The sequence below is a fragment of the Mesorhizobium sp. B2-5-11 genome, assembly GCF_006440835.1.
Lineage (GTDB): Bacteria > Pseudomonadota > Alphaproteobacteria > Rhizobiales > Rhizobiaceae > Mesorhizobium.
In genome coordinates this window covers 553,389-571,670 of the sequence record NZ_VFUK01000001.1, presented here as the reverse complement: position 1 = coordinate 571,670, position 18,282 = coordinate 553,389, and the positions used below count along the sequence as shown (strand labels likewise).

Sequence of the window (18,282 nt, the reverse complement as noted above, 5' to 3'; positions counted from 1 at the left end):
GCCCCTCTCAGATATTGCGACTGCCCGGCTTGATCGCCGGTATGGCGGCGAGTTCCGGCGGCAGCCGATCGGCCGGATAGGCCGGCACCTCGTACTCGGCGAGGGCGATCAGCGGCACGCCGACATCGGTCTTGCCCGCCGAGCGGTCGATGATGCAGGCCGCCGCCGTGACCTCGGCGCCAAGTTCGCGCAGGCAGTCGATGGTCTCGCGGATAGACAATCCAGTGGTGACGATGTCCTCGACAATGACGACACGCGCGCCGAGCGCGATCTCGAAGCGGCGCAGCCGGAACTCGCCCCCTTCCCGCTCGACCCAGATCGCCGGCACGCCAAGATGGCGCGAAGTCTCGTAGGCCGGGATCAGCCCGCCGATGGCCGGGCCGACGACATAGTCGATTTTACCCGGCACGGCGGCGCGGATCTTTTCGGCCAGCGCCTTGCACAGCCGCTCGGTCTTATCGGCATGCATGAACACGCGCGCCTTCTGCAGGAAGACAGGGCTGCGCAGACCCGACGTCAGGATGAAATGCCCCTCCAGGACAGCACCAGCCTGGCGAAAAATATCCAGCACTTCGTCCGTATTCATCCGTCTATCCCCGTGTAGATCAGCCGAGTTAGCCATTGACACGCCGTGCATCGCTGACGCTCGAATTGTCCTTGAGCTGCGACAGCAGCCGGTTGAGATGCTTCAGATCCCAGACTTCGAGATCGATCAGCATTTCGGTGAAATCGGGCGCGGTGCGCACCATTGACAGCGTATGGATGTTGGCATCGTTCGAGGCAACGACCTGAGCGATGTCGGCGAGCGATCCCGGTGCATTGATGGCGGTGACGGAAACACGCGCGGGGAAGCGTTCCTTGGTGCGCTCGTCGATGTCCCAGCGCACGTCAATCCAGCGCTCGGGCTGGTCGTCGAAAGCCTGCAGCGCCGGCGACTGGATCGGATAGATGGTAATGCCGGTGCCCGGCTGCACGATGCCGACGATGCGGTCGCCAGGCACCGCCCCTTCCGGCGCGAAACGCACCGGCAGGTCACCGCGCACGCCACGGATCGGCACCGCGCCGTCGCGCGGCTGGTCCTTGTCCTTGCGCGCGGCACGGCCCGGGATCTGGAACAGCATGCCGGCGGCGTTGCGGATCTTCGACCAGCCTTCCTCGCGCTGCTTGGGCGCCGCCGGCGTGACGCGCTCGTCCTTGTAATCTGGGAAGACGGCTTTCATGACGTCGGTGGACGCCAATTCGCCGCGGCCGACGGACGCCAGCACGTCCTCGATGTCCTTGCGCGCCAGCCGGTGCAGGACGGGCTTCAGGTTTTCCTTGGTGAAATTCTTGCCGGCCCGCTCGAAAGCCCGTTCGAGAATGCGCGCGCCGAGACCCGAATACTGCTTGCGGATGGCGTTCTTGGTGGCGCGGCGAATGGCGGCGCGCGCCTTGCCAGTGACGACGACGGATTCCCACGCGGCCGGCGGCACCTGCGCCTTGGAGCGGATGATCTCCACCTCGTCGCCATTCTTCAGCTCCGTCATCAGCGGCATGATGCGGCCGTTGACCTTGGCGCCGACGCAGGTGTCGCCGACATCGGTGTGAACCGCATAGGCGAAGTCGATCGGCGTGGCACCTTTCGGCAGCGCGATCAGCATGCCCTTGGGGGTGAAGCAGAACACCTGATCCTGGAACAGTTCCAGCTTGGTGTTCTCGAGAAAATCCTCGGGATTGTCGCCCTCGGCGAGTTGTTCGATCGTGCGCCTCAGCCAGGCATAGGCATTGGTTTCCTTCGAGATCGAATGGGCCGTGCCGTTCGCCTTGCCGCCGGTATCCTTGTAGATCGAATGGGCGGCGACGCCATATTCGGCGATCTTGTTCATCTCGCGGGTGCGGATCTGAAGCTCGACGCGCTGACGCGACGGCCCGACGATGGTGGTGTGGATCGAGCGGTAATCGTTCTGCTTCGGTGTTGAGATGTAGTCCTTGAAACGGCCGGGCACCATCGACCAGGCGGTGTGGATGGCGCCAAGCGCGCGATAGCAGTCCTCGACATTGTCGACGACGACGCGAAAGCCGAAAATGTCGGACAATTGCTCGAAGGAGAGCGCCTTGGCCTCCATCTTGCGGAACACCGACCACGGCTTCTTCTGCCGGCTTTTGACGCCTGCATTGATCGCATGCTTCTCGAACAGCGCCGACAGCGCTTTCTCGATCTCGGACAGCACACCCTTGTTGCGCTCGAAAATCTCGGCGAGCCTGGCGGTGACGGCGCGATAGGCTTCCGGATTGATGTAGCGGAAGGCGATCTCTTCCAGTTCCTCGCGCATGCCCTGCATGCCCATGCGCCCGGCCAGCGGCGCATAAATATCCATCGTCTCCTCGGCGATGCGCAGGCGCTTGGCTTCCGGCACATGGTCGAGGGTGCGCATGTTGTGCAAGCGGTCCGCGAGCTTGACCAGAAGCACGCGCACGTCTTCCGAGATCGCCAGCAGAAGCTTGCGCAGGTTCTCGGCCTGCTCGGCCTTCTTGGAGACGAGGTCGAGTTTCTTCAGCTTGGTCAGGCCCTCGACCAGCTTGCCCATCTCGGGCCCGAACAGTTCGTCGATCTCGGCCCTGGTCGCCGTGGTGTCCTCGATCGTGTCATGCAGCAGGGCAACGGCGATCGTCGCCTCGTCCATGTGCATCTCGGTGAGGATGGCGGCGACTTCGAGCGGATGCGAGAAATAGGGGTCGCCGGAAGCGCGCTTCTGGTGGCCATGCTTCTGCATGGCATAGACATAGGCCTTGTTGAGCAACGCCTCGTTGACGTCAGGCTTGTAGCGCTGGACGCGCTCGACAAGCTCATACTGACGCATCATGGGCGGAATCTCTCGGCGATGAAATGAATCATGCGCCGCACTGCTGCACGGCGCATGTCATAGATAGCCACGAAACTGCCGGGACGGAAGTGCCGGAAGATTGTTCCAGGCGCCTCCGCAAAGCAGTCTTAGTAGTCGTCGCTCTTTTCCGGCGGCACCAGGCCTTCGATGCCGGCCAGCAGGTCTTCCTCGGTCATGCGATCGAAGGCGATGTTGTCCTCCGCATCATCGGTATCGGCGGCCGTGACGGCTGCGCCGGTCTGATCGGCGATCGCCTCGCCATCGGCTTCGGGCTCGTCGACCTCGACATGCTTCTGCAGCGAATGGATCAGGTCTTCCTTGAGGTCGTCGGGCGACAATGTCTCGTCGGCGATCTCGCGCAGTGCGATGACCGGGTTTTTGTCATTGTCGCGCGGGACGGTGATCTGCGCGCCTTGGCTGATCTGACGAGCACGGTGGCCGGCCAGAAGCACCAGCTCGAAGCGGTTGTCGACCTTGTCGATGCAATCTTCAACGGTTACGCGGGCCATGGATTGCCCCTTTCATGCCTGGATTTAATGGAAAACAGGCGCGGTCAATAACCCGAACGCCGCGGAAATACAAGCATTATGGAATGCCGAGGCCGGAGAACGGCCGATCTGTCATTGCTTTGTCGGATTTCCCCCGAAGCCGGTTTCGGTCGAGCTCCGGTGCGCCGGTACCAACCCGGCGATCACAATTGCTTGCAGTGCGGCAACGAACCCTTGGATTGCCACAAAACTGGCGTTATTTCGAAAAGCGTAAGGTCAGCCGGTTTATTGCGAACCCTACTGATAGTCGCATTTCGTTTTGACGGCCGCTTATTTCGAAAAGGAATTTTTCCATGTTCGACCCCCGTGAAAAGATCGCCCTGTTCATCGACGGCGCCAATCTCTACGCCACGTCGCGCGCGCTCGGTTTCGACATCGATTATCGCAAGCTCCTGTCGAGCTTCCAGAAACGCGGCTACCTGCTGCGCGCCTACTATTACACCGCCCTGGTCGAGGATCAGGAATATTCCTCGATCCGGCCGCTGATCGACTGGCTCGACTATAACGGCTTCAAGGTCGTCACCAAGCCGGCCAAGGAATTCACCGACTCGACCGGCCGCCGCAAGATCAAGGGCAACATGGACATCGAATTGACCGTCGATGCGCTGGAACTGGCCGATGTCGTCGACCACTATGTCATCTTCTCCGGGGACGGCGATTTCCGCACGCTGGTCGAGGCGCTGCAGCGGCGCGGGCGCAAGGTGTCGATTGTCTCGACCATGGCCTCGCAGCCGCCGATGATCTCCGACGATCTGCGTCGCCAGGCCGACCATTTCATCGACCTGATGACGTTGAAGAACGAGGTGGGCCGCGATCCCTCCGAAAGGCCGGTGCGCCGACCCGAACCGGCCGAGACGGAAGAGGACGAGTACTGAGGGCGGCTGCGTTGGCCGCACATCTGGCCGCCTCCCCGGAACCCGATCGCGATTGCCCGCTCTGTCCGCGGCTGCACGGTTTCATTGCCGAGTGGCGGCAACGCGAGCCATCGTGGTTCAACGCGCCGGTTCCGACCTTCCTGCCGCCCGAAGGCGACGATTCGGTCCGGCTGCTGATCGTCGGGCTTGCGCCCGGCCTGCGCGGAGCGAACCGCACGGGCCGGCCTTTCACGGGCGACTATGCCGGCGACCTGCTCTACGGCACGTTGATCGCGCACGGCTTGGCGCGCGGCGAGTTCAAGGCACGGCCTGACGATGGGTTGGAGCTCGTTGGAACGGCAATCACCAACGCCGTCCGCTGCGTGCCTCCCGAGAACAAGCCTGTGGGCGCCGAGATCGCCACCTGCCGGACTTTCCTTGTGCCGACGATCGCACGGTTTCCCAATTTGCGGGCCGTACTGACACTTGGTTCGATCGCGCACCAGTCGACCGTGCGGGCACTGGGCCAGCGCGTCGCCGCCTATCCCTTCAAGCATGGCGGGCGGCAGGAGGCCGGGGGCATCACGCTGTTTTCCAGCTATCACTGCTCGCGCTACAACACCAACACCGGCGTGCTGACCGAAGCGATGTTCGTCAGCGTTTTCAGGGAAATTGCGGCGTTCCTGGATTCGTAGGGTCTGGAATTGGCTTACAACGCCGGCGCGAACAATGCGGACAGTTTCTCCTGACCTCCTTGCAGGACGTTCAGGTCGACGTCACCGACGATGCCCTCGACGCGGCCCCTGTTGTGGTACTGCCAGTAGACCCAATCGTCGCGACCCGGCTCGAGCAGCAGTGAGCGAAGCCAGAGCGGACGGGCGGCGATCTGTCCTGCATAGGCCGTTGCTGCATCGTCGGTCAGATAGATGATGGCTTTCTTGCCAAAGGCGGCTTCAACGGGACCGAGGAAGGCCTGGAGTTCGGTGTCGAGTTGTTCGGGCGAAGGACGCTGCGGGCAATTGCCGCCGAACTCGATGTCGACAACCGGCGGCAGCAAAGGCTGGTCGTGCGGCACCACGGCGATGAAATTCTTCGCCTGGTCGGCGCCCGGCCGGCAGAAGGTGAAAAAGTGATAGGCGCCGACAGCGAGCCCGGCAGCACGAGCCTCGCGCAGATTGGTGGCAAAGGCATCGTCGACATGATCGCCGCCCTCGGTCGCCTTGATGACTGCAAAGGCGACGTCGGCGGCGGCAACGCGCCGCCAGTCGATCCGGCCCTGATGATGCGAAACGTCGATGCCCCTGACAGGATATTTGCCGCGATCCGGAGAAAACGCATGGAAATAGAAGAAGCCGCCAGCGACCATGAGCATTGCAAAAACCAGGCTGACCGATCCCCAGAGGATGATCCGGTTCTTCAAGACTGTCCCCTCCGGTATTCTGGCTCCTTGGCTAGAACCCTGAAAGCCAAACACTTATCCGCTTGGCTACCGCCTGGTGGCGGTCACCCGCGCTCTTTCAAGAGCCTGCCCTTCTCACGCGACCAGTCGCGCTGCTTTTCCGTCTCGCGCTTGTCATGCAGCTTCTTGCCGCGACCTACGGCGAGCAGCAGCTTGGCCCGGCCCTGGTCGTTGAAATAGATCTTCAGCGGCACCAGGGTCATGCCTTCGCGGTCGACGCTCTGCGACAGCCTGGCCATCTCGCGCTTGTTGAGCAGCAGTTTGCGGCGCCGGCGCGGCTCGTGGTTGAAGCGGTTGGCCTGCAGATATTCCGGTAGATAGGAGTTGATCAGCCAAATCTCGCCGCCCTCGACCGAGGCATAGCTGTCCTGGATGTTGGCCTGGCCCTGGCGCAGCGACTTGACCTCGGTGCCGGTCAGCACCAGGCCGGCCTCGATCGTGTCGAGCACCTCATAGGAAAACCGCGCCTTGCGGTTTTCCGCAACGGTCTTGTTGTTGGGATCGGCTTTTCTGACTTGATTCATAATGCGGAGAGGTGGCGCCTCATCCCTAATTTATCAAGCCGGCGTGCTTCATCGCCGCGTCGATCTTTTCGGCCGTCGATTGTTCGACTGTGACCAGCGGCGAACGCAGCACGTTCTCGACCTTGCCGAGCTTCGAAAGCGCATATTTGGAGCCGGACACGCCGGGTTCGATAAAGATCGCCTTGTGCAGCGGCAGCAAGCGATCCTGCAATTCCAGCGCCTTGGCGCTGTCGCCGGACAGCGTCGCCTCCTGGAATTCGGCACAAAGCCGCGGCGCGACGTTGGCCGTCACCGAGATACAGCCGACACCGCCATGCGCGTTGAAGCCGAGCGCGGATGCATCTTCGCCGGAAAGCTGGATGAAATCCTTGCCGCAGGTCATACGCTGCTCGGAAACCCGTTCGACCTTGCCGGTCGCGTCCTTGACGCCGACGATATTCTTGAAGTCGTGCGCCAGCCGGCCCATCGTCTCCGGCATCATGTCGATGACCGACCGCGGCGGGATGTTGTAGATGATGATCGGCAGCTTGGTTGCCCTGGCGACGGCGGCGAAGTGCTCATAGAGCCCGCGCTGCGTCGGCTTGTTGTAGTAGGGAGTGACGACAAGTGCAGCATCGGCGCCTGCCTGTTCGGCATATTGGACCAAGCCGATCGCTTCCGCGGTGTTGTTGGAGCCAGCGCCGGCGACGACCGGAGCGCGGCCCCTGGCCGCCTCGATGCAGACCTTGACCACCTGACGATGCTCGTCATGCGACAGCGTCGGCGACTCGCCGGTGGTGCCAACGGGAACAAGGCCTGTCGTGCCCTCCGCAAGTTGCCAGTCGACAAAGGCGCGAAAGGCTTTCTCGTCGAAACGCCCGCTCTTTTCGAACGGTGTCACGAGCGCGGTCAGCGAGCCTCTCAGCATGTCGTCCAACTCCTTGGGACTTCTTTGTTCACGCATATCGTTATCCCGAAACCGGTAGCCACTTCTGGGCGATATGCATGGGTATTTTCGTCTCTGGTCTTAATGTCGCGCCTTCTAACCGAAAGCGAGGCGGCGCACCATAGTCTCGACATGGTTGCGCGGCAAGCATTGCCATTCTGCCAGCAAACGCAATTCGAACGGCCTCGATAACCTTTTGTTAACTGGCCCTTCATGACCTAAGTTTACGGTCTGGTCCGGGTCGCGAAGCTTTCGCGCCTGCTGGTGATGTGTAAAGGCTGAACGATGCCGACTAGGCGGCCTCATCTTTTCGCGCTCCTGGGCGCGGTCGTCGCGCTGATGCCGGAGATGGCGATCGGCGGCAGCGTCGACGTGCAGTTGACATCGGCCATCCCGATACCCGGCATGCAAGGCTCGCAAGATGCGGGTCCACGCGATACGGCCCTCTCTGACAGCGTCGTGCAGTTGAAGAGCGGTCTGGACGCACTGGCGGCGGGCGACATTCCCGGTGCCCGCGCCGCGCGCGATGCCCTTCCCGCCCGTTCGCTCGACCAGCACATCCTTGCCTGGGCAATCGCGCTTTATGGCGGCGACAAGGTGCCGAGCGGCGACATCGCGGCCGCAGCGAAGATGTTGCCCAACTGGCCGGGGACAACCGCGCTGCGCAAGAACAGCGAACGCGCACTCTATCGCGAGAACCCCGCCCCCGACATCGTTGTGCAGGCGTTCGACGGCAGCCAGCCGCAGACATTCGAAGGCGTGATGCTTCTTGCCCGCGCCTATATGGCGCTGGGCAAGGCAGAGGCGGCGCGTTCGGTGCTGGTGCCGTTCTGGCGCACCGCGATCCTGGAGGCCAAGGACGAGACAGCGCTGATCAAGGAGTTCGGCGGGCTGATCCCGGCCGCCGATCACCGATTCCGCATGGAGCGCATGTTCTACGCCGACCGGGTCGGCGCGGCGCAGCGCGTCGCCGGCCCGGCGCAAGCGGAGCAACTGGCCACCGCCTGGGCGGCGGCCGACAAGGGCGACAAGAACACCCCCAAGCTGCTCAAGGCGGTACCGCCTTCACAGCGTTCGGCCGGCTATTTCTTCGCGCAAGCCGAATATCTGCGCAAGCAAGACAATATTGCCGACGCCGCCGCCATCGTGATGAAGGCGCCGACGGATCGCGAAGCGCTGGTCGACCCGGATGCCTGGTGGGTGGAGCGCCGGGTACTGTCGCGCGAGCTGGTCGACAAGGGTGACATGAAGGCTGCCTACAAGATCGTCGCCATGCATGCGGCCGAAAGCACCGCGAACGCCGCCGAAGCCGAATTCCATGCCGGCTGGTACGCTCTGCGCGGCCTGAACGATCCCAGGCTTGCGGCAACCCATTTCGCGCGCATCGCCGACCTTGCCCAGGGACCGATGACATTGTCGCGCGCCTATTACTGGCTCGGCCGCGCCGCCGAAGTTGGTGGCCCGGGTAACGCAAAGGATTATTTTGCGCGCGCGGCGGCCTACGGCACGACATTCTACGGCCAGCTCGCCGCCGAGCGCATTGGTCGCCCGGCGCTGAACATCGCCTATCCCACGCCGAGCGCCGCCGATCGCCAGAGTTTCGTCGGCCGCGAAGCCGTCGCCGCCATCAAGCGGTTGCAGGAGGCGGGCTACGACCGCTATGCCGAGACGCTCTATCGTGACCTTGCAGGACAGTTGACCAGCCCGGGCGAACTGGCGCTGTTGGCCGTGCTGGCGGAAAAGCAGGGCAACCACTTCATGTCGCTCAAGATCGGCAAGATCGCCGGCGCGCGTGGCATCGACGTCGGCGCGCTGTCGCATCCTTTGGGGGTCATCCCCGATAGCGCCGATATTTCCGGTTCGGGCAAGGCGCTGGCCTATGCCATCGCCCGCCAGGAAAGCGAATTCAACATCGCCGCCATATCCAGCGCCGGCGCGCGCGGGCTGCTGCAGCTGATGCCGGCAACCGCCAAGCAACTGGCGAAGAAGGCCGGGCTGCAATTCTCTCAGGCACGCCTGACCACCGATGCCGGCTACAATGCGACGCTGGGCTCAGCCTTCCTCGGCCAGCAGCTCGACCGCTTCAACGGCTCCTATGTGCTGACCTTCGCCGGCTACAATGCCGGCCCCAGCCGCGCTGCCCAATGGGTGGCGAAATACGGCGATCCGCGCGGCAAGGACATCGACGCTGTCGTCGACTGGATCGAACGGATTCCTTACACGGAAACAAGAAGTTACGTACAGCGCGTGATGGAGAACTACGAGGTCTACAAAATGCGCATTTCCGGCAAGTATGACATTGTGGGAGATCTTGTGAACGGGCGAAGTTGACGGCTTTCGTTTCCTTGCGAGAGGAGTTGGCCTCGCGCGGATCTACTCGCCTTGGCTGAGTGAAGGGCCTCGCCACCTTCGGCCCGCAAGAGGAGAAGTAACTGCTCCATTTGACCATCCCTTCCCTCGCCTGTAGCAGACGGACCATCCGGCGAGAGCAAGGGGCAGCATTCCAATGGCGAGCGAAGGTTTCTCCGATTTCTTCTACGCGGGACCCAATGGGCTGAAGCTCCATGCCCGGATCTATGGCGACGCAAATTCGCGACATTGGCCAGTCGTCTGTCTGCCCGGGCTCACCCGCAATGCACGCGACTTCCACGAACTCGCGCTCTATTTGGCCGGCAAAGCGGGAAGCCCACGCAAGGTCGTCGCCTTTGACTATCGCGGCCGCGGGCAGTCCGATTATGATCCCGATGTCAGCCGCTACAATGTCGGCGTCGAAGCCGGCGACATTCTTGCCGGACTGGCGGCATTGGGAATCGAGGAAGCCGCCTTCGTCGGCACCTCGCGCGGCGGCCTGATCATTCACGTCCTGGGTGCGCTGCGGCCGGCCATATTGAAAGCGATCGTGCTGAACGATATCGGACCGGTGATCGAGCCGGCCGGCCTTGCCCATATCCAGTCGTATCTCGAACGCAAACCGAAGCCGAAGACCTTCGCCGAAGCAGTGGCAGCCCAGCGCCGCGTTCACGGCCGGGATTTTTCAGCGCTCGCCGATGCGGACTGGGAGCGCATGGTGCTGGCGCTCTACCGCGAAACGGATCAGGGCCTGCTGCCGGATTTCGACCCGAAGCTGGTCGACACGGTTGCAAATCTCGACCTGACGCAGCCGCTGCCGGCGCTGTGGCCGCAATTCGACGCCCTGTCGGCCCTTCCCATGCTCGCCATACGCGGCGCCAATTCGAGTTTGCTGTCGGTGGGCACACAGCGGCAGATGCGGGAGCGCCATCCGGCAATGCAGACGATCACCGTCGAAGGCCAGGGTCACGCCCCTTTTCTCGAAACCGGAACCTTGCCGGGCGACATCGCCGCTTTCCTCGACAGAGCCGAGCGGCTGCCGACTCGCCTTTAAAAACCGTTGCCGGCGAGGCAAACGACAGCAGGGCGACCAAGGTAGGTTCCGAAGCCGGAATAGCATGCCTCGAATAACCCGCAGATCGGGAGATCCACGGAATTGGTTGTCCACAGCGTCTTCAAAGCGTGAACTTATCGGGACTTTGAGGCCTTCTTCATTGCCTTAGCCGGGGTCTTCACGGCAGGCGGTTCGTCTGACGCACCGCGCGCCGCAGCACGAGGCGACGGTTCGGGCGCTGCCTTCATGCTGTCGACGCCGCCAGACCGGGGTACTTCCAGCACGGTGACGCAGCCGTCGAGGTCATTGGTGGCCAGATGCGCATAGCGCATCGTCATCGACAGGGTCTGGTGGCCGAGCCACATCTGCACGCGCCTGATGTCGATACCGCCCTGAACAAGACGCGAGGCGCAGGTATGGCGCAGAATGTGCGGCACCACCTGATCGTCGGCGGCCAGACCGACTTCGGCCTTCGCATCGTTCCAGATGGCACGGTATTGAGCCTGGCTGAATGTGGTGAACGGGCCTTTCGGCCGACGGCCTTCGCCGGGAGGCAGCTTGATCACTTCCTTGACACGCTCGGTCATCGGAATGGTGCGGCTGCGGCCGGACTTGGTGATCCAGAAGGAGACGCGATGCTCCTGGATGTCGTTCCAGATCAGCCCGAGCGCCTCGCCAAGGCGGCAGCCAGTGTCGACCAGGAAGACGGAAAGCCGGTAGGCATCCTCGCTGCGGCTCCTGATGGCAGCAAACAGCCTGGCCTCCTCGTCCCTTTCAAGGAAACGAATCCGTCCCGACCGCTCCTTCTGGCGGCGGAACTCGGGCAGGCTGTGGATATCTCCCATCTTGTAGGCCTTGCGCAGCAGTTTGCTGAGGGCAGCCATCTTCCGATTGATGGTTGCGTTGCTGTTGCCGCGCTGGCGCAAGGTGCCGATAAGGTTGTCCAGGGTACTCTGGTCAAAGGCGCTGAAACGCTCCCCGAGCAGAATCTCGTCTATCTCGCCGATGAACGAGCTGACATTGTATTTATGTCGCCCATCATCCCACAATATATCTCGATATGCTGAAAAAAGATCTCCAACCCTATGCGATTTTACTTCTCGTATCCTATTGTAGGTGTAGTTAAACTTTGAGTTCTGAGAAGAAAACATCGAAAAATGATCGGAGGGCTCGCCCTCTTGAATCGCTTCGGTCGTCATCATTTGCCACACCCCCGAGTGGGATAGATTCAGCCCTATCCGCTTGGGAGCGTCCTTTCAAGAGATTTGAATCACGCAGTTGTGATTTCATCCGCCATCAGCGGATCCCACGAAACCATCCCACGGACTCTATTCAGCTACCGTTACCCCCTGTTCCTTCTGTTTGCCTTGATCCAGTCACGAAACAAAAACAGCCCGGGCGTTGATGCGCCCGGGCTGGATTTCACCTGTATGGAACCAGCCCTTAGAACGAGCGCTGGAAGCGGAGGATACCGCCGATGCTGCTCTTCTTGTCGGCGCCGGTCCAGTTGGAGAAGTCGGCGTCGTCGAACCTGCCTGCATTGAGGTAGTCGACTTCGGCCGTGACCGTGAAGCCCGGGACGACGTCGTAGGCGATGTTCGCCGCGATGCCCAGGTTCTTCCAATCGTCATACGACACCTGTGCGTTGAACGAGGTCTTCTCGTTGAACTTGTAGGTACCGCCGCCCCAGACAGCCCAGTTGCCGCCCCACTGCTTGTAGAAACCGCGACCATGGGCGTCGACAAAATTGCCGGCGTCGTCGTTGAGGTTGTCATCGGTGCCGTAACCGCCCATGACCCACAGCGACAGTGCGTCGTTGACGTTCACGTCCAAGCGAACCTTGCCGGCAACTTCTTCGTAGTTGCTGTCATAAGCGACGACACCGCTGATGGCGCCCCAGCCCTGCGTCCACTTCAGACCGCCGACGACATGCGGAACGTAGCTGTCGATCGTGCCGACAACGCCCGCGCCTTCTTCGAGCGAGACCACGGCCGAGAAGCCGTTGCCAGCGTCGAAGTAGTACTGGACGACGTTGGTGTCGAAATCGCCGTAAGGAACCAGCGTATCCTGGATCACGTTGCCGGCGTAGCCGACGAACGTATCGAAGGCCGATTCGTCCTTACCAACGCGGAGACCACCGAGCTGGATCCAGGCGAAGTTCAGCGAGACGTCCTTGTTATGGGCGGTGTTGAACGGCTCGATTGCGTTGTCGTTGCCGAAGTTGAAGCGGGTCTCGGTGTAGGTCTTCAAGGTGCCGAGCTCGGTTTCCTGGCCGGTCCAGGTCTTCAGCGTGAAGCGGGCATTTTTGTGCCAGGCATCATTTACCGAGCCGTCCTGGTGGTCCGCAGTCTTCGAACCGTTGAACGTGCCGACGTCGCCGCCGCCGATGTCATAACGGATGTAGCCGCCGATGCGCAGGCAGGTCTCGGTGCCGGGGATGTAGAAGTAGCCAGCGCCGTAGACGTCGCAAATCTTGACGTATTCAGCGGGCTCCGGCTCGGCGACGACGACGGCGTCGGCGGCGCGCGCACCGGAAACTGCGATCAGGGCCGCAGCGGAGCCGAGAAGAAGGCTCTTGATGTTCATTTTCTGACCTCCAGTCAAAAGTTAAAAAACGGGTCTGGGTATTCTTTGCTGAAGGACAGCGTTCCCTGCCCCATCCCCACTACCGAAAAAGATGCGCACCGCGCCGCTCCTTCGAAATCGACATTACCCATGAGCAGACGGGGTTCAACCACGATCGTACCGGCGAAAGGGCTGTGCGGCTGCTATCCCCCAGCGTTGTTGCACAAATGACACGATTTGGCCTCACTCAGAAAGCTCTCATTAACCTTCGGCCCGCCCCAGCCCCTTGTTTACGGGCGAATCCGGCGATCGGCTGACGGAATCATGGCGAGGCCTTGAGCCGCCAGCCAGGGAATCGCCGCAGAACCGCCGCATCGCGGAAGGCCGCAGGCCGGTGCGTTCTTATTTTTCCGTATAATGGCTTCTTTTTCCGAGATATTGGCTGGGGCTTGTTGATTGTGCCGGCGCTTTTCTTTATCCAGCGGCGCAACGGAGAGGTGGCCGAGTGGTCGAAGGCGCTCCCCTGCTAAGGGAGTAGAGGTCAAAAGCTTCTCGTGGGTTCGAATCCCATCCTCTCCGCCATCCTGCTTCGCTCTTCGAGCTTCGCAGGACAAGCCCAGACCAGACCTCAGCGCGAAGCAGGATGCCCTCCGAAGCCTCGGCGAAGGAGGGCCGCAAGCTTGCAAAAGCAGGATTGGCAATACCCTCAGCGCGAAGCAGGATGCCCTCCGAAGCCTTGGCAAAGGAGGGCCGGTCGTGTGGTATGTATACCTGCTGGAAAGCAAGACTGCCGACGGTGAGCGTTATGTCGGCATCACGTCCGACTTGAAGCGACGGCTTGCCGAGCACAATGACGGAAAATCCAGTCACACATCCAAGTTCCTGCCATGGCAGATCGTCACCTATGTGGCGTTCTCGAATCAAGCCAAGGCGACTTCATTGAGCGTTATCTCAAATCCGGTTCCGGGCACGCCTTCGCCAGCAAACGTCTGTGGTGAATGCCCCTTCCTTGTGAAAAAACCCAGGGATTCCCGGAAAAACGCAGCAATACCAATTGTTTGCTGCAAAAACACGCACCACCAAAACGGTTGTTTCGTTCGATTCTGACTGGAGGTCAGAAAATGAACATCAAGAGCCTTCTTCTCGGCTCCGCTGCGGCCCTGATCGCAGTTTCCGGTGCGCGCGCCGCCGACGCCGTCGTCGTCGCCGAGCCGGAGCCCGCTGAATACGTCAAGATTTGCGACGTCTACGGCGCTGGCTACTTCTACATCCCCGGCACCGAGACCTGCCTGCGCGTCGGCGGCTATGTCCGTTACGACATCGGCGTGGGCGACACCGGCTCGTTCGACGGTGCGAAGGCTGCCGATCACCAGGATGGCGACGACCACAACACCTACTACAAGAACACGCGCTTCACGCTGAAGACCTGGACCGGCCAGGAAACCGAACTCGGCACGTTGAAGACCTACACCGAGACCCGCTTCAACTTCGGCGACGACAATGCCTTCGACGAGCCGATCAACGCCGCCCACAACCGGGACGTCTCGCTGAACTTCGCCTGGATCCAGCTCGGTGGTCTCCGGGTTGGTAAGGACGAATCGGCCTTCGATACGTTCGTCGGCTACGCCGGCAACGTGATCCAGGATACGCTGGTTCCTTACGGCGATTTCGACACCAACGTCGTCCAGTACTACTTCGACGCGGGCAATGGCTTCTCGGCCGTGGTCTCGCTCGAAGAAGGCACCGGTACCGACACGATCGACAGCTATGTTCCGCATGTCGTCGGCGGCGTGAAGTATACGCAGGGTTGGGGCGCCATCACCGGCGTCGTCGCTTATGACAGCAATTACGAGGAAGTCGCCGGCAAGGTTCGCTTGGACGTCAATGTCAGCGACGCACTGTCGCTGTTCATCATGGGCGGCTACGGCACCGATGACAACCTCAACGACGACGCCGGCAATTTTGTCGAAGCCCATGGTCGCGGCTTCTACAAGGCGTGGGGCGGCAACTGGGCAGTCTGGGGCGGCGGCACCTACAAGTTCAACGAGAAGACCTCGTTCAACCTTCAGGTGTCTGCTGACGACTGGAAGAACGTCGGCGTTGCGGCGAACGTTGCTTATGACGTCGTTCCCGGCTTCACCGTCACGGCCGAAGTCGACTACCTCCATGCCGGCCGGTTTGACGATGCTGGCTTCGTCAACCCATCGTTTACGCCTGCCGATAAGAAGAACAGCGTCGGCGGCATGCTCCGCTTCCAGCGCTCGTTCTAACAGCTATCGCTTCGAATATAGAAACCCGGCGGGCAACCGCCGGGTTTTTTCATTGGGAGTTTCGACTGCGCGATTCCGCAGCGGACGATGATTGCTCTGGGATGCATCAGGTGTTTGGATCAGGCGGGCGGCAACGATTGCTCATTGCGCGCAACTTGCACCCGCCTACTGACCGCGCTAGCAAGAAGCCCCTTCCCTCACGCGAGCTTTTGCCATGCGTCTGCGCCCTCCCCTTATGCCGCTCGTTGCAGCGCTTCCGTCGACCGTGCCGTTTGTCGGCCCCGAAGCGCAGGAGCGCGAGCGCGGGCGTGCATTCCGCGCCCGCATCGGCGCCAATGAGAGCAGCTTCGGACCCTCGCCGCGCGTCATCGCCCGGATGGCCGAGATCGCGCGCGACATGTGGATGTATTGCGATCCGGACAATCACGACCTGAAGGTGGCCGCGGCAGCGCATCATAATCTCAAGGTCGAGAACGTCGTGGTCGGCGAAGGCATCGATGGCCTGCTTGGTCTGGTGGCGCGCATGTATGTTGCGCCTGGCGATGCGGTGGTCACCTCGCTCGGCGCCTATCCCACCTTCAACTTCCACATTGCCGGTGTCGGCGGAAGGCTTGTCACCGTGCCCTATGCGAACGACCACGAGGATTTGGAAGGGCTGCTGGCTGCGGCCGCCAGGGAGAAAGCGCCGCTGGTCTATCTGTCCAATCCGGACAACCCCATGGGGAGCTGGTGGGAAGCGGCCGAGCTGACGCGCTTCATCGAAGCGCTGCCGGAAACCACCATGCTCGTGCTCGATGAAGCCTATGGAGAATTGGGGCCGGCCTCCGCACTGCCGCCCATCGACGTCTCGCGGCCGAACGTCATCCGCATGCGCACCTTTTCGAAAGCTTACGGGCTTGCCGGCATACGCTGCGGCTATGCGGTCGCCGAGGCCCAGGTGATCAGCGATTTCGAGAAGATCCGCAACCACTACGGCGTCAGCCGCATGGCGCAGGTGGCGGGCGTCGAGGCGCTCGCCGACCAGGATTATCTGGATTCAGTGGTGGCGCGGGTGGCGGCAGGGCGCCGGCGCATCGCGCAGATAGCCGAACAGAACGGGCTGACGCCCCTGCCGTCGGCGACCAATTTCGTCACCATCGATTGCTGCCGCGACGGCGCTTTCGCGCTGAAGATCCTGCAAGGCCTGTTGTCGCGCGACGTCTTCATCCGCAAGCCGATGGCGCCGGGGCTCGATCGTTGCATCCGCGTCAGCGTCGGACTGGACCACGAGCTTGACATTTTTGCCGAGGAACTGCCCGGCGCACTGGCCGCCGCCCGTGGAAACTAAACGAGCGTTGCCATCGCGGCGACACTTGCCGGCCGGTTAGAGATCGAGCTCCCAGTTCTGGCCGGTGAGTTCCTTGCCGAAACTGTGATGGCGCTCCTGTGAAACCAGTCTGAACCCGGCGCGCTCATAAATCGCGCGGGCGGCGACCAGAATGTCATTCGTCCACAGAACGAGCTTGATGTAGCCGCAGGCGCGCGCCTGGTTCACGCATTCCGCAACCAGGCGCTTGCCGATGCCCAACCCGCGCGCCGCAGCCTCGACATGCAGCAGCCGCAGTTTCGCGACCTCGTCGTCCTGGTGAACCAGAAACACCGCGCCAAGCGGGAGGCCGGCGCGTTCGGCGATCCAGCAGAAATCGCGCCCTGGCTTGAAATTGCGGATGAAGTCGGCTCCGATTTCGGCAACCAAGGCTTCGAACTCGATGCTCCAGCCATATTCCTCGGCATAGAGCTGGGCCTGACGCTGAACCACCCAGCCAATGTCGCCGACGCGATGCGGACGCAACGTCACGACGGGGGGCGCCGCCTGGCCTTCAGCCGCCGGATCGCCCAGCAGCTCCGCTGCCTTGCGCAAGGCGTCGCCGAGTTCGGCCAAGCTGTGGTCGGGCAGGTTCTCGATAAGCCGGGAAGTGTCGCGGTCCGCCGCGGCCTGCAGACCGGCAAGGGCGGCCCGCCCCCTTGCCGTCAGCGACAGGATACGCCTTCGCCGGTCGACCGGATCGGTCCGGGTCTCGGTCAGGCCTTCGCCGGCGAATTTTCGCAGGATCCGCGTCAGATAGGCCGCGTCGAGACGCAGTTGCCTGGCGATGTCGGAGGCGGCCGGGCCGACATCGATGTCGAATGTCTCCGAAAGGAAGCCTCGCTCGCCGGCGATTTCCGCCGCCGCCGGGCGATCCCGATGACCAAGCTCGAACAGGACGCGCGCCTCGGTGAGCGTGAACGGGCTCTGCGTCAAGGTCTCGTCGAGAAGGCCGACAGTGCGGGTGTAGAAACGGTTGAAGTGCCTGATATCGGCCACCAAAGCACTGCGTTGGTCCAGCATCTGCGTTCAGCCCTTGGATGATGATAGCCACAGTGTTAGAAATTTAGTGGACTGAGTCAATTAAATTCGAGTTCGACTCGGGCCCCCTCCATCCTCGTTCGACCGGCCTGTTGCATTCCCCGTCGCCTGCGCCAGATTCCAGCAGACGAGCCTCGGGAGAGACGCAATGGCTGACGATCGCAAGGCAGTGCGTGTGCGGGCCCACGGCAAGGTGCAAGGCGTCGGCTACAGGATCTGGGTCCGAAGCCAGGCCGCCAGCCTTGGGCTTGCGGGCTGGGTGCGCAATGAAGCGGATGGCTCGGTGACCGCTGAGATTGCCGGCACAGGCGAAGCCGTCTCGACCATGATCGGCCGGCTTTGGAAAGGACCGCCGGGAGCGTCCGTTTCCGGGGTTGACGTCGAGGATGCGGTATCCAGCAATCCTGTTACCGGCTTCCGGATCGATGCCTGATGCGGCTTCGGCATACCTCTTGAATTAATTGAACGTTCGTTTTATTAATTC

At 61.9% G+C, this 18,282-nt stretch carries 17 protein-coding genes and 1 tRNA gene; 9 read left to right on the top strand and 9 right to left on the bottom strand.

What is annotated here, in order from left to right:
- Positions 1-7: 7 nt before the first annotated feature.
- From pyrE to rpoZ, 3 genes are all read right to left on the bottom strand, one after another.
- Positions 8-586 carry an orotate phosphoribosyltransferase gene (pyrE, locus tag FJ490_RS02850; protein WP_140520690.1) on the bottom strand — a complete coding sequence of 193 codons (579 nt, stop codon included), beginning with the start codon at positions 584-586 and terminating at the stop codon, positions 8-10.
- 28 nt (positions 587-614) lie between these two features.
- Positions 615-2,843 carry a bifunctional (p)ppGpp synthetase/guanosine-3',5'-bis(diphosphate) 3'-pyrophosphohydrolase gene (locus tag FJ490_RS02845; protein WP_140517800.1) on the bottom strand — a complete coding sequence of 743 codons (2,229 nt, stop codon included), beginning with the start codon at positions 2,841-2,843 and terminating at the stop codon, positions 615-617.
- Positions 2,844-2,971: 128 nt separating this feature from the next.
- On the bottom strand, positions 2,972-3,373 hold the full coding sequence (gene rpoZ / locus FJ490_RS02840; RefSeq protein WP_140494610.1) for a DNA-directed RNA polymerase subunit omega: 402 nt from the start codon (positions 3,371-3,373) through the stop codon (positions 2,972-2,974).
- Between the two features lie 332 nt (positions 3,374-3,705).
- Here rpoZ and FJ490_RS02835 point away from each other — a divergent pair, with 332 nt between their 5' ends.
- Together FJ490_RS02835 and FJ490_RS02830 are read left to right on the top strand one after the other, a co-directional pair.
- Positions 3,706-4,287, top strand: coding sequence for an NYN domain-containing protein (locus tag FJ490_RS02835; protein WP_140494612.1), 582 nt, complete (start codon positions 3,706-3,708; stop codon positions 4,285-4,287).
- A gap of 11 nt (positions 4,288-4,298) precedes the next feature.
- A complete protein-coding gene (locus FJ490_RS02830; protein WP_246672586.1) occupies positions 4,299-4,961 on the top strand; it encodes a uracil-DNA glycosylase in 663 nt (220 codons plus the stop codon).
- Positions 4,962-4,975: 14 nt separating this feature from the next.
- Here FJ490_RS02830 and FJ490_RS02825 read toward each other — a convergent pair whose 3' ends face one another.
- The 3 genes from FJ490_RS02825 to dapA form a co-directional block, all read right to left on the bottom strand.
- Entirely contained in the window at positions 4,976-5,686 is a 711-nt protein-coding gene (locus FJ490_RS02825; protein ID WP_140728176.1) for a GH25 family lysozyme, read from the bottom strand.
- An 83-nt stretch (positions 5,687-5,769) separates the two neighbouring features.
- Positions 5,770-6,249, bottom strand: a complete 480-nt coding sequence (smpB, locus tag FJ490_RS02820) for an SsrA-binding protein SmpB (protein ID WP_140494616.1) — start codon at positions 6,247-6,249, stop codon at positions 5,770-5,772.
- Between the two features lie 25 nt (positions 6,250-6,274).
- A complete protein-coding gene (dapA, locus tag FJ490_RS02815) occupies positions 6,275-7,156 on the bottom strand; it encodes a 4-hydroxy-tetrahydrodipicolinate synthase (RefSeq protein ID WP_140728336.1) in 882 nt (293 codons plus the stop codon).
- 303 nt (positions 7,157-7,459) lie between these two features.
- Between dapA and FJ490_RS02810 the strand changes: the two genes are divergently transcribed.
- Entirely contained in the window at positions 7,460-9,505 is a 2,046-nt protein-coding gene (locus tag FJ490_RS02810; RefSeq protein ID WP_140580881.1) for a lytic transglycosylase domain-containing protein, read from the top strand.
- Positions 9,506-9,680: 175 nt separating this feature from the next.
- On the top strand, positions 9,681-10,577 hold the full coding sequence (locus FJ490_RS02805) for an alpha/beta hydrolase (protein WP_140494621.1): 897 nt from the start codon (positions 9,681-9,683) through the stop codon (positions 10,575-10,577).
- A 134-nt stretch (positions 10,578-10,711) separates the two neighbouring features.
- On the opposite strand, the gene FJ490_RS02800 is transcribed toward FJ490_RS02805, so the two are convergent.
- Together FJ490_RS02800 and FJ490_RS02795 are read right to left on the bottom strand one after the other, a co-directional pair.
- On the bottom strand, positions 10,712-11,779 hold the full coding sequence (locus FJ490_RS02800) for a site-specific integrase (RefSeq protein ID WP_224680934.1): 1,068 nt from the start codon (positions 11,777-11,779) through the stop codon (positions 10,712-10,714).
- A gap of 241 nt (positions 11,780-12,020) precedes the next feature.
- Complete coding sequence (locus tag FJ490_RS02795) at positions 12,021-13,163, bottom strand: porin (protein ID WP_140494624.1); 1,143 nt, start codon at positions 13,161-13,163, stop codon at positions 12,021-12,023.
- A 470-nt stretch (positions 13,164-13,633) separates the two neighbouring features.
- On the opposite strand from FJ490_RS02795, the gene FJ490_RS02790 reads away from it, so the two are divergent.
- The 4 genes from FJ490_RS02790 to FJ490_RS02775 all read left to right on the top strand — a co-directional run bounded on the left by FJ490_RS02790 (position 13,634) and on the right by FJ490_RS02775 (position 16,739).
- Positions 13,634-13,724: transfer RNA gene (locus FJ490_RS02790), tRNA-Ser, on the top strand.
- Positions 13,725-13,898: 174 nt separating this feature from the next.
- The gene (locus tag FJ490_RS02785) at positions 13,899-14,249 is read left to right on the top strand and encodes a GIY-YIG nuclease family protein (protein ID WP_348640071.1); all 351 of its coding nucleotides are present in this window, start codon (positions 13,899-13,901) and stop codon (positions 14,247-14,249) included.
- A 14-nt stretch (positions 14,250-14,263) separates the two neighbouring features.
- The gene (locus FJ490_RS02780; protein ID WP_140520696.1) at positions 14,264-15,412 is read left to right on the top strand and encodes a porin; all 1,149 of its coding nucleotides are present in this window, start codon (positions 14,264-14,266) and stop codon (positions 15,410-15,412) included.
- 214 nt (positions 15,413-15,626) lie between these two features.
- Complete coding sequence (locus FJ490_RS02775; protein ID WP_140520697.1) at positions 15,627-16,739, top strand: pyridoxal phosphate-dependent aminotransferase; 1,113 nt, start codon at positions 15,627-15,629, stop codon at positions 16,737-16,739.
- A gap of 36 nt (positions 16,740-16,775) precedes the next feature.
- On the opposite strand, the gene FJ490_RS02770 is transcribed toward FJ490_RS02775, so the two are convergent.
- A complete protein-coding gene (locus tag FJ490_RS02770; protein WP_140728175.1) occupies positions 16,776-17,780 on the bottom strand; it encodes a bifunctional helix-turn-helix transcriptional regulator/GNAT family N-acetyltransferase in 1,005 nt (334 codons plus the stop codon).
- A 166-nt stretch (positions 17,781-17,946) separates the two neighbouring features.
- On the opposite strand from FJ490_RS02770, the gene FJ490_RS02765 reads away from it, so the two are divergent.
- A complete protein-coding gene (locus FJ490_RS02765; RefSeq protein WP_140494632.1) occupies positions 17,947-18,231 on the top strand; it encodes an acylphosphatase in 285 nt (94 codons plus the stop codon).
- Positions 18,232-18,282 lie beyond the last annotated feature (51 nt).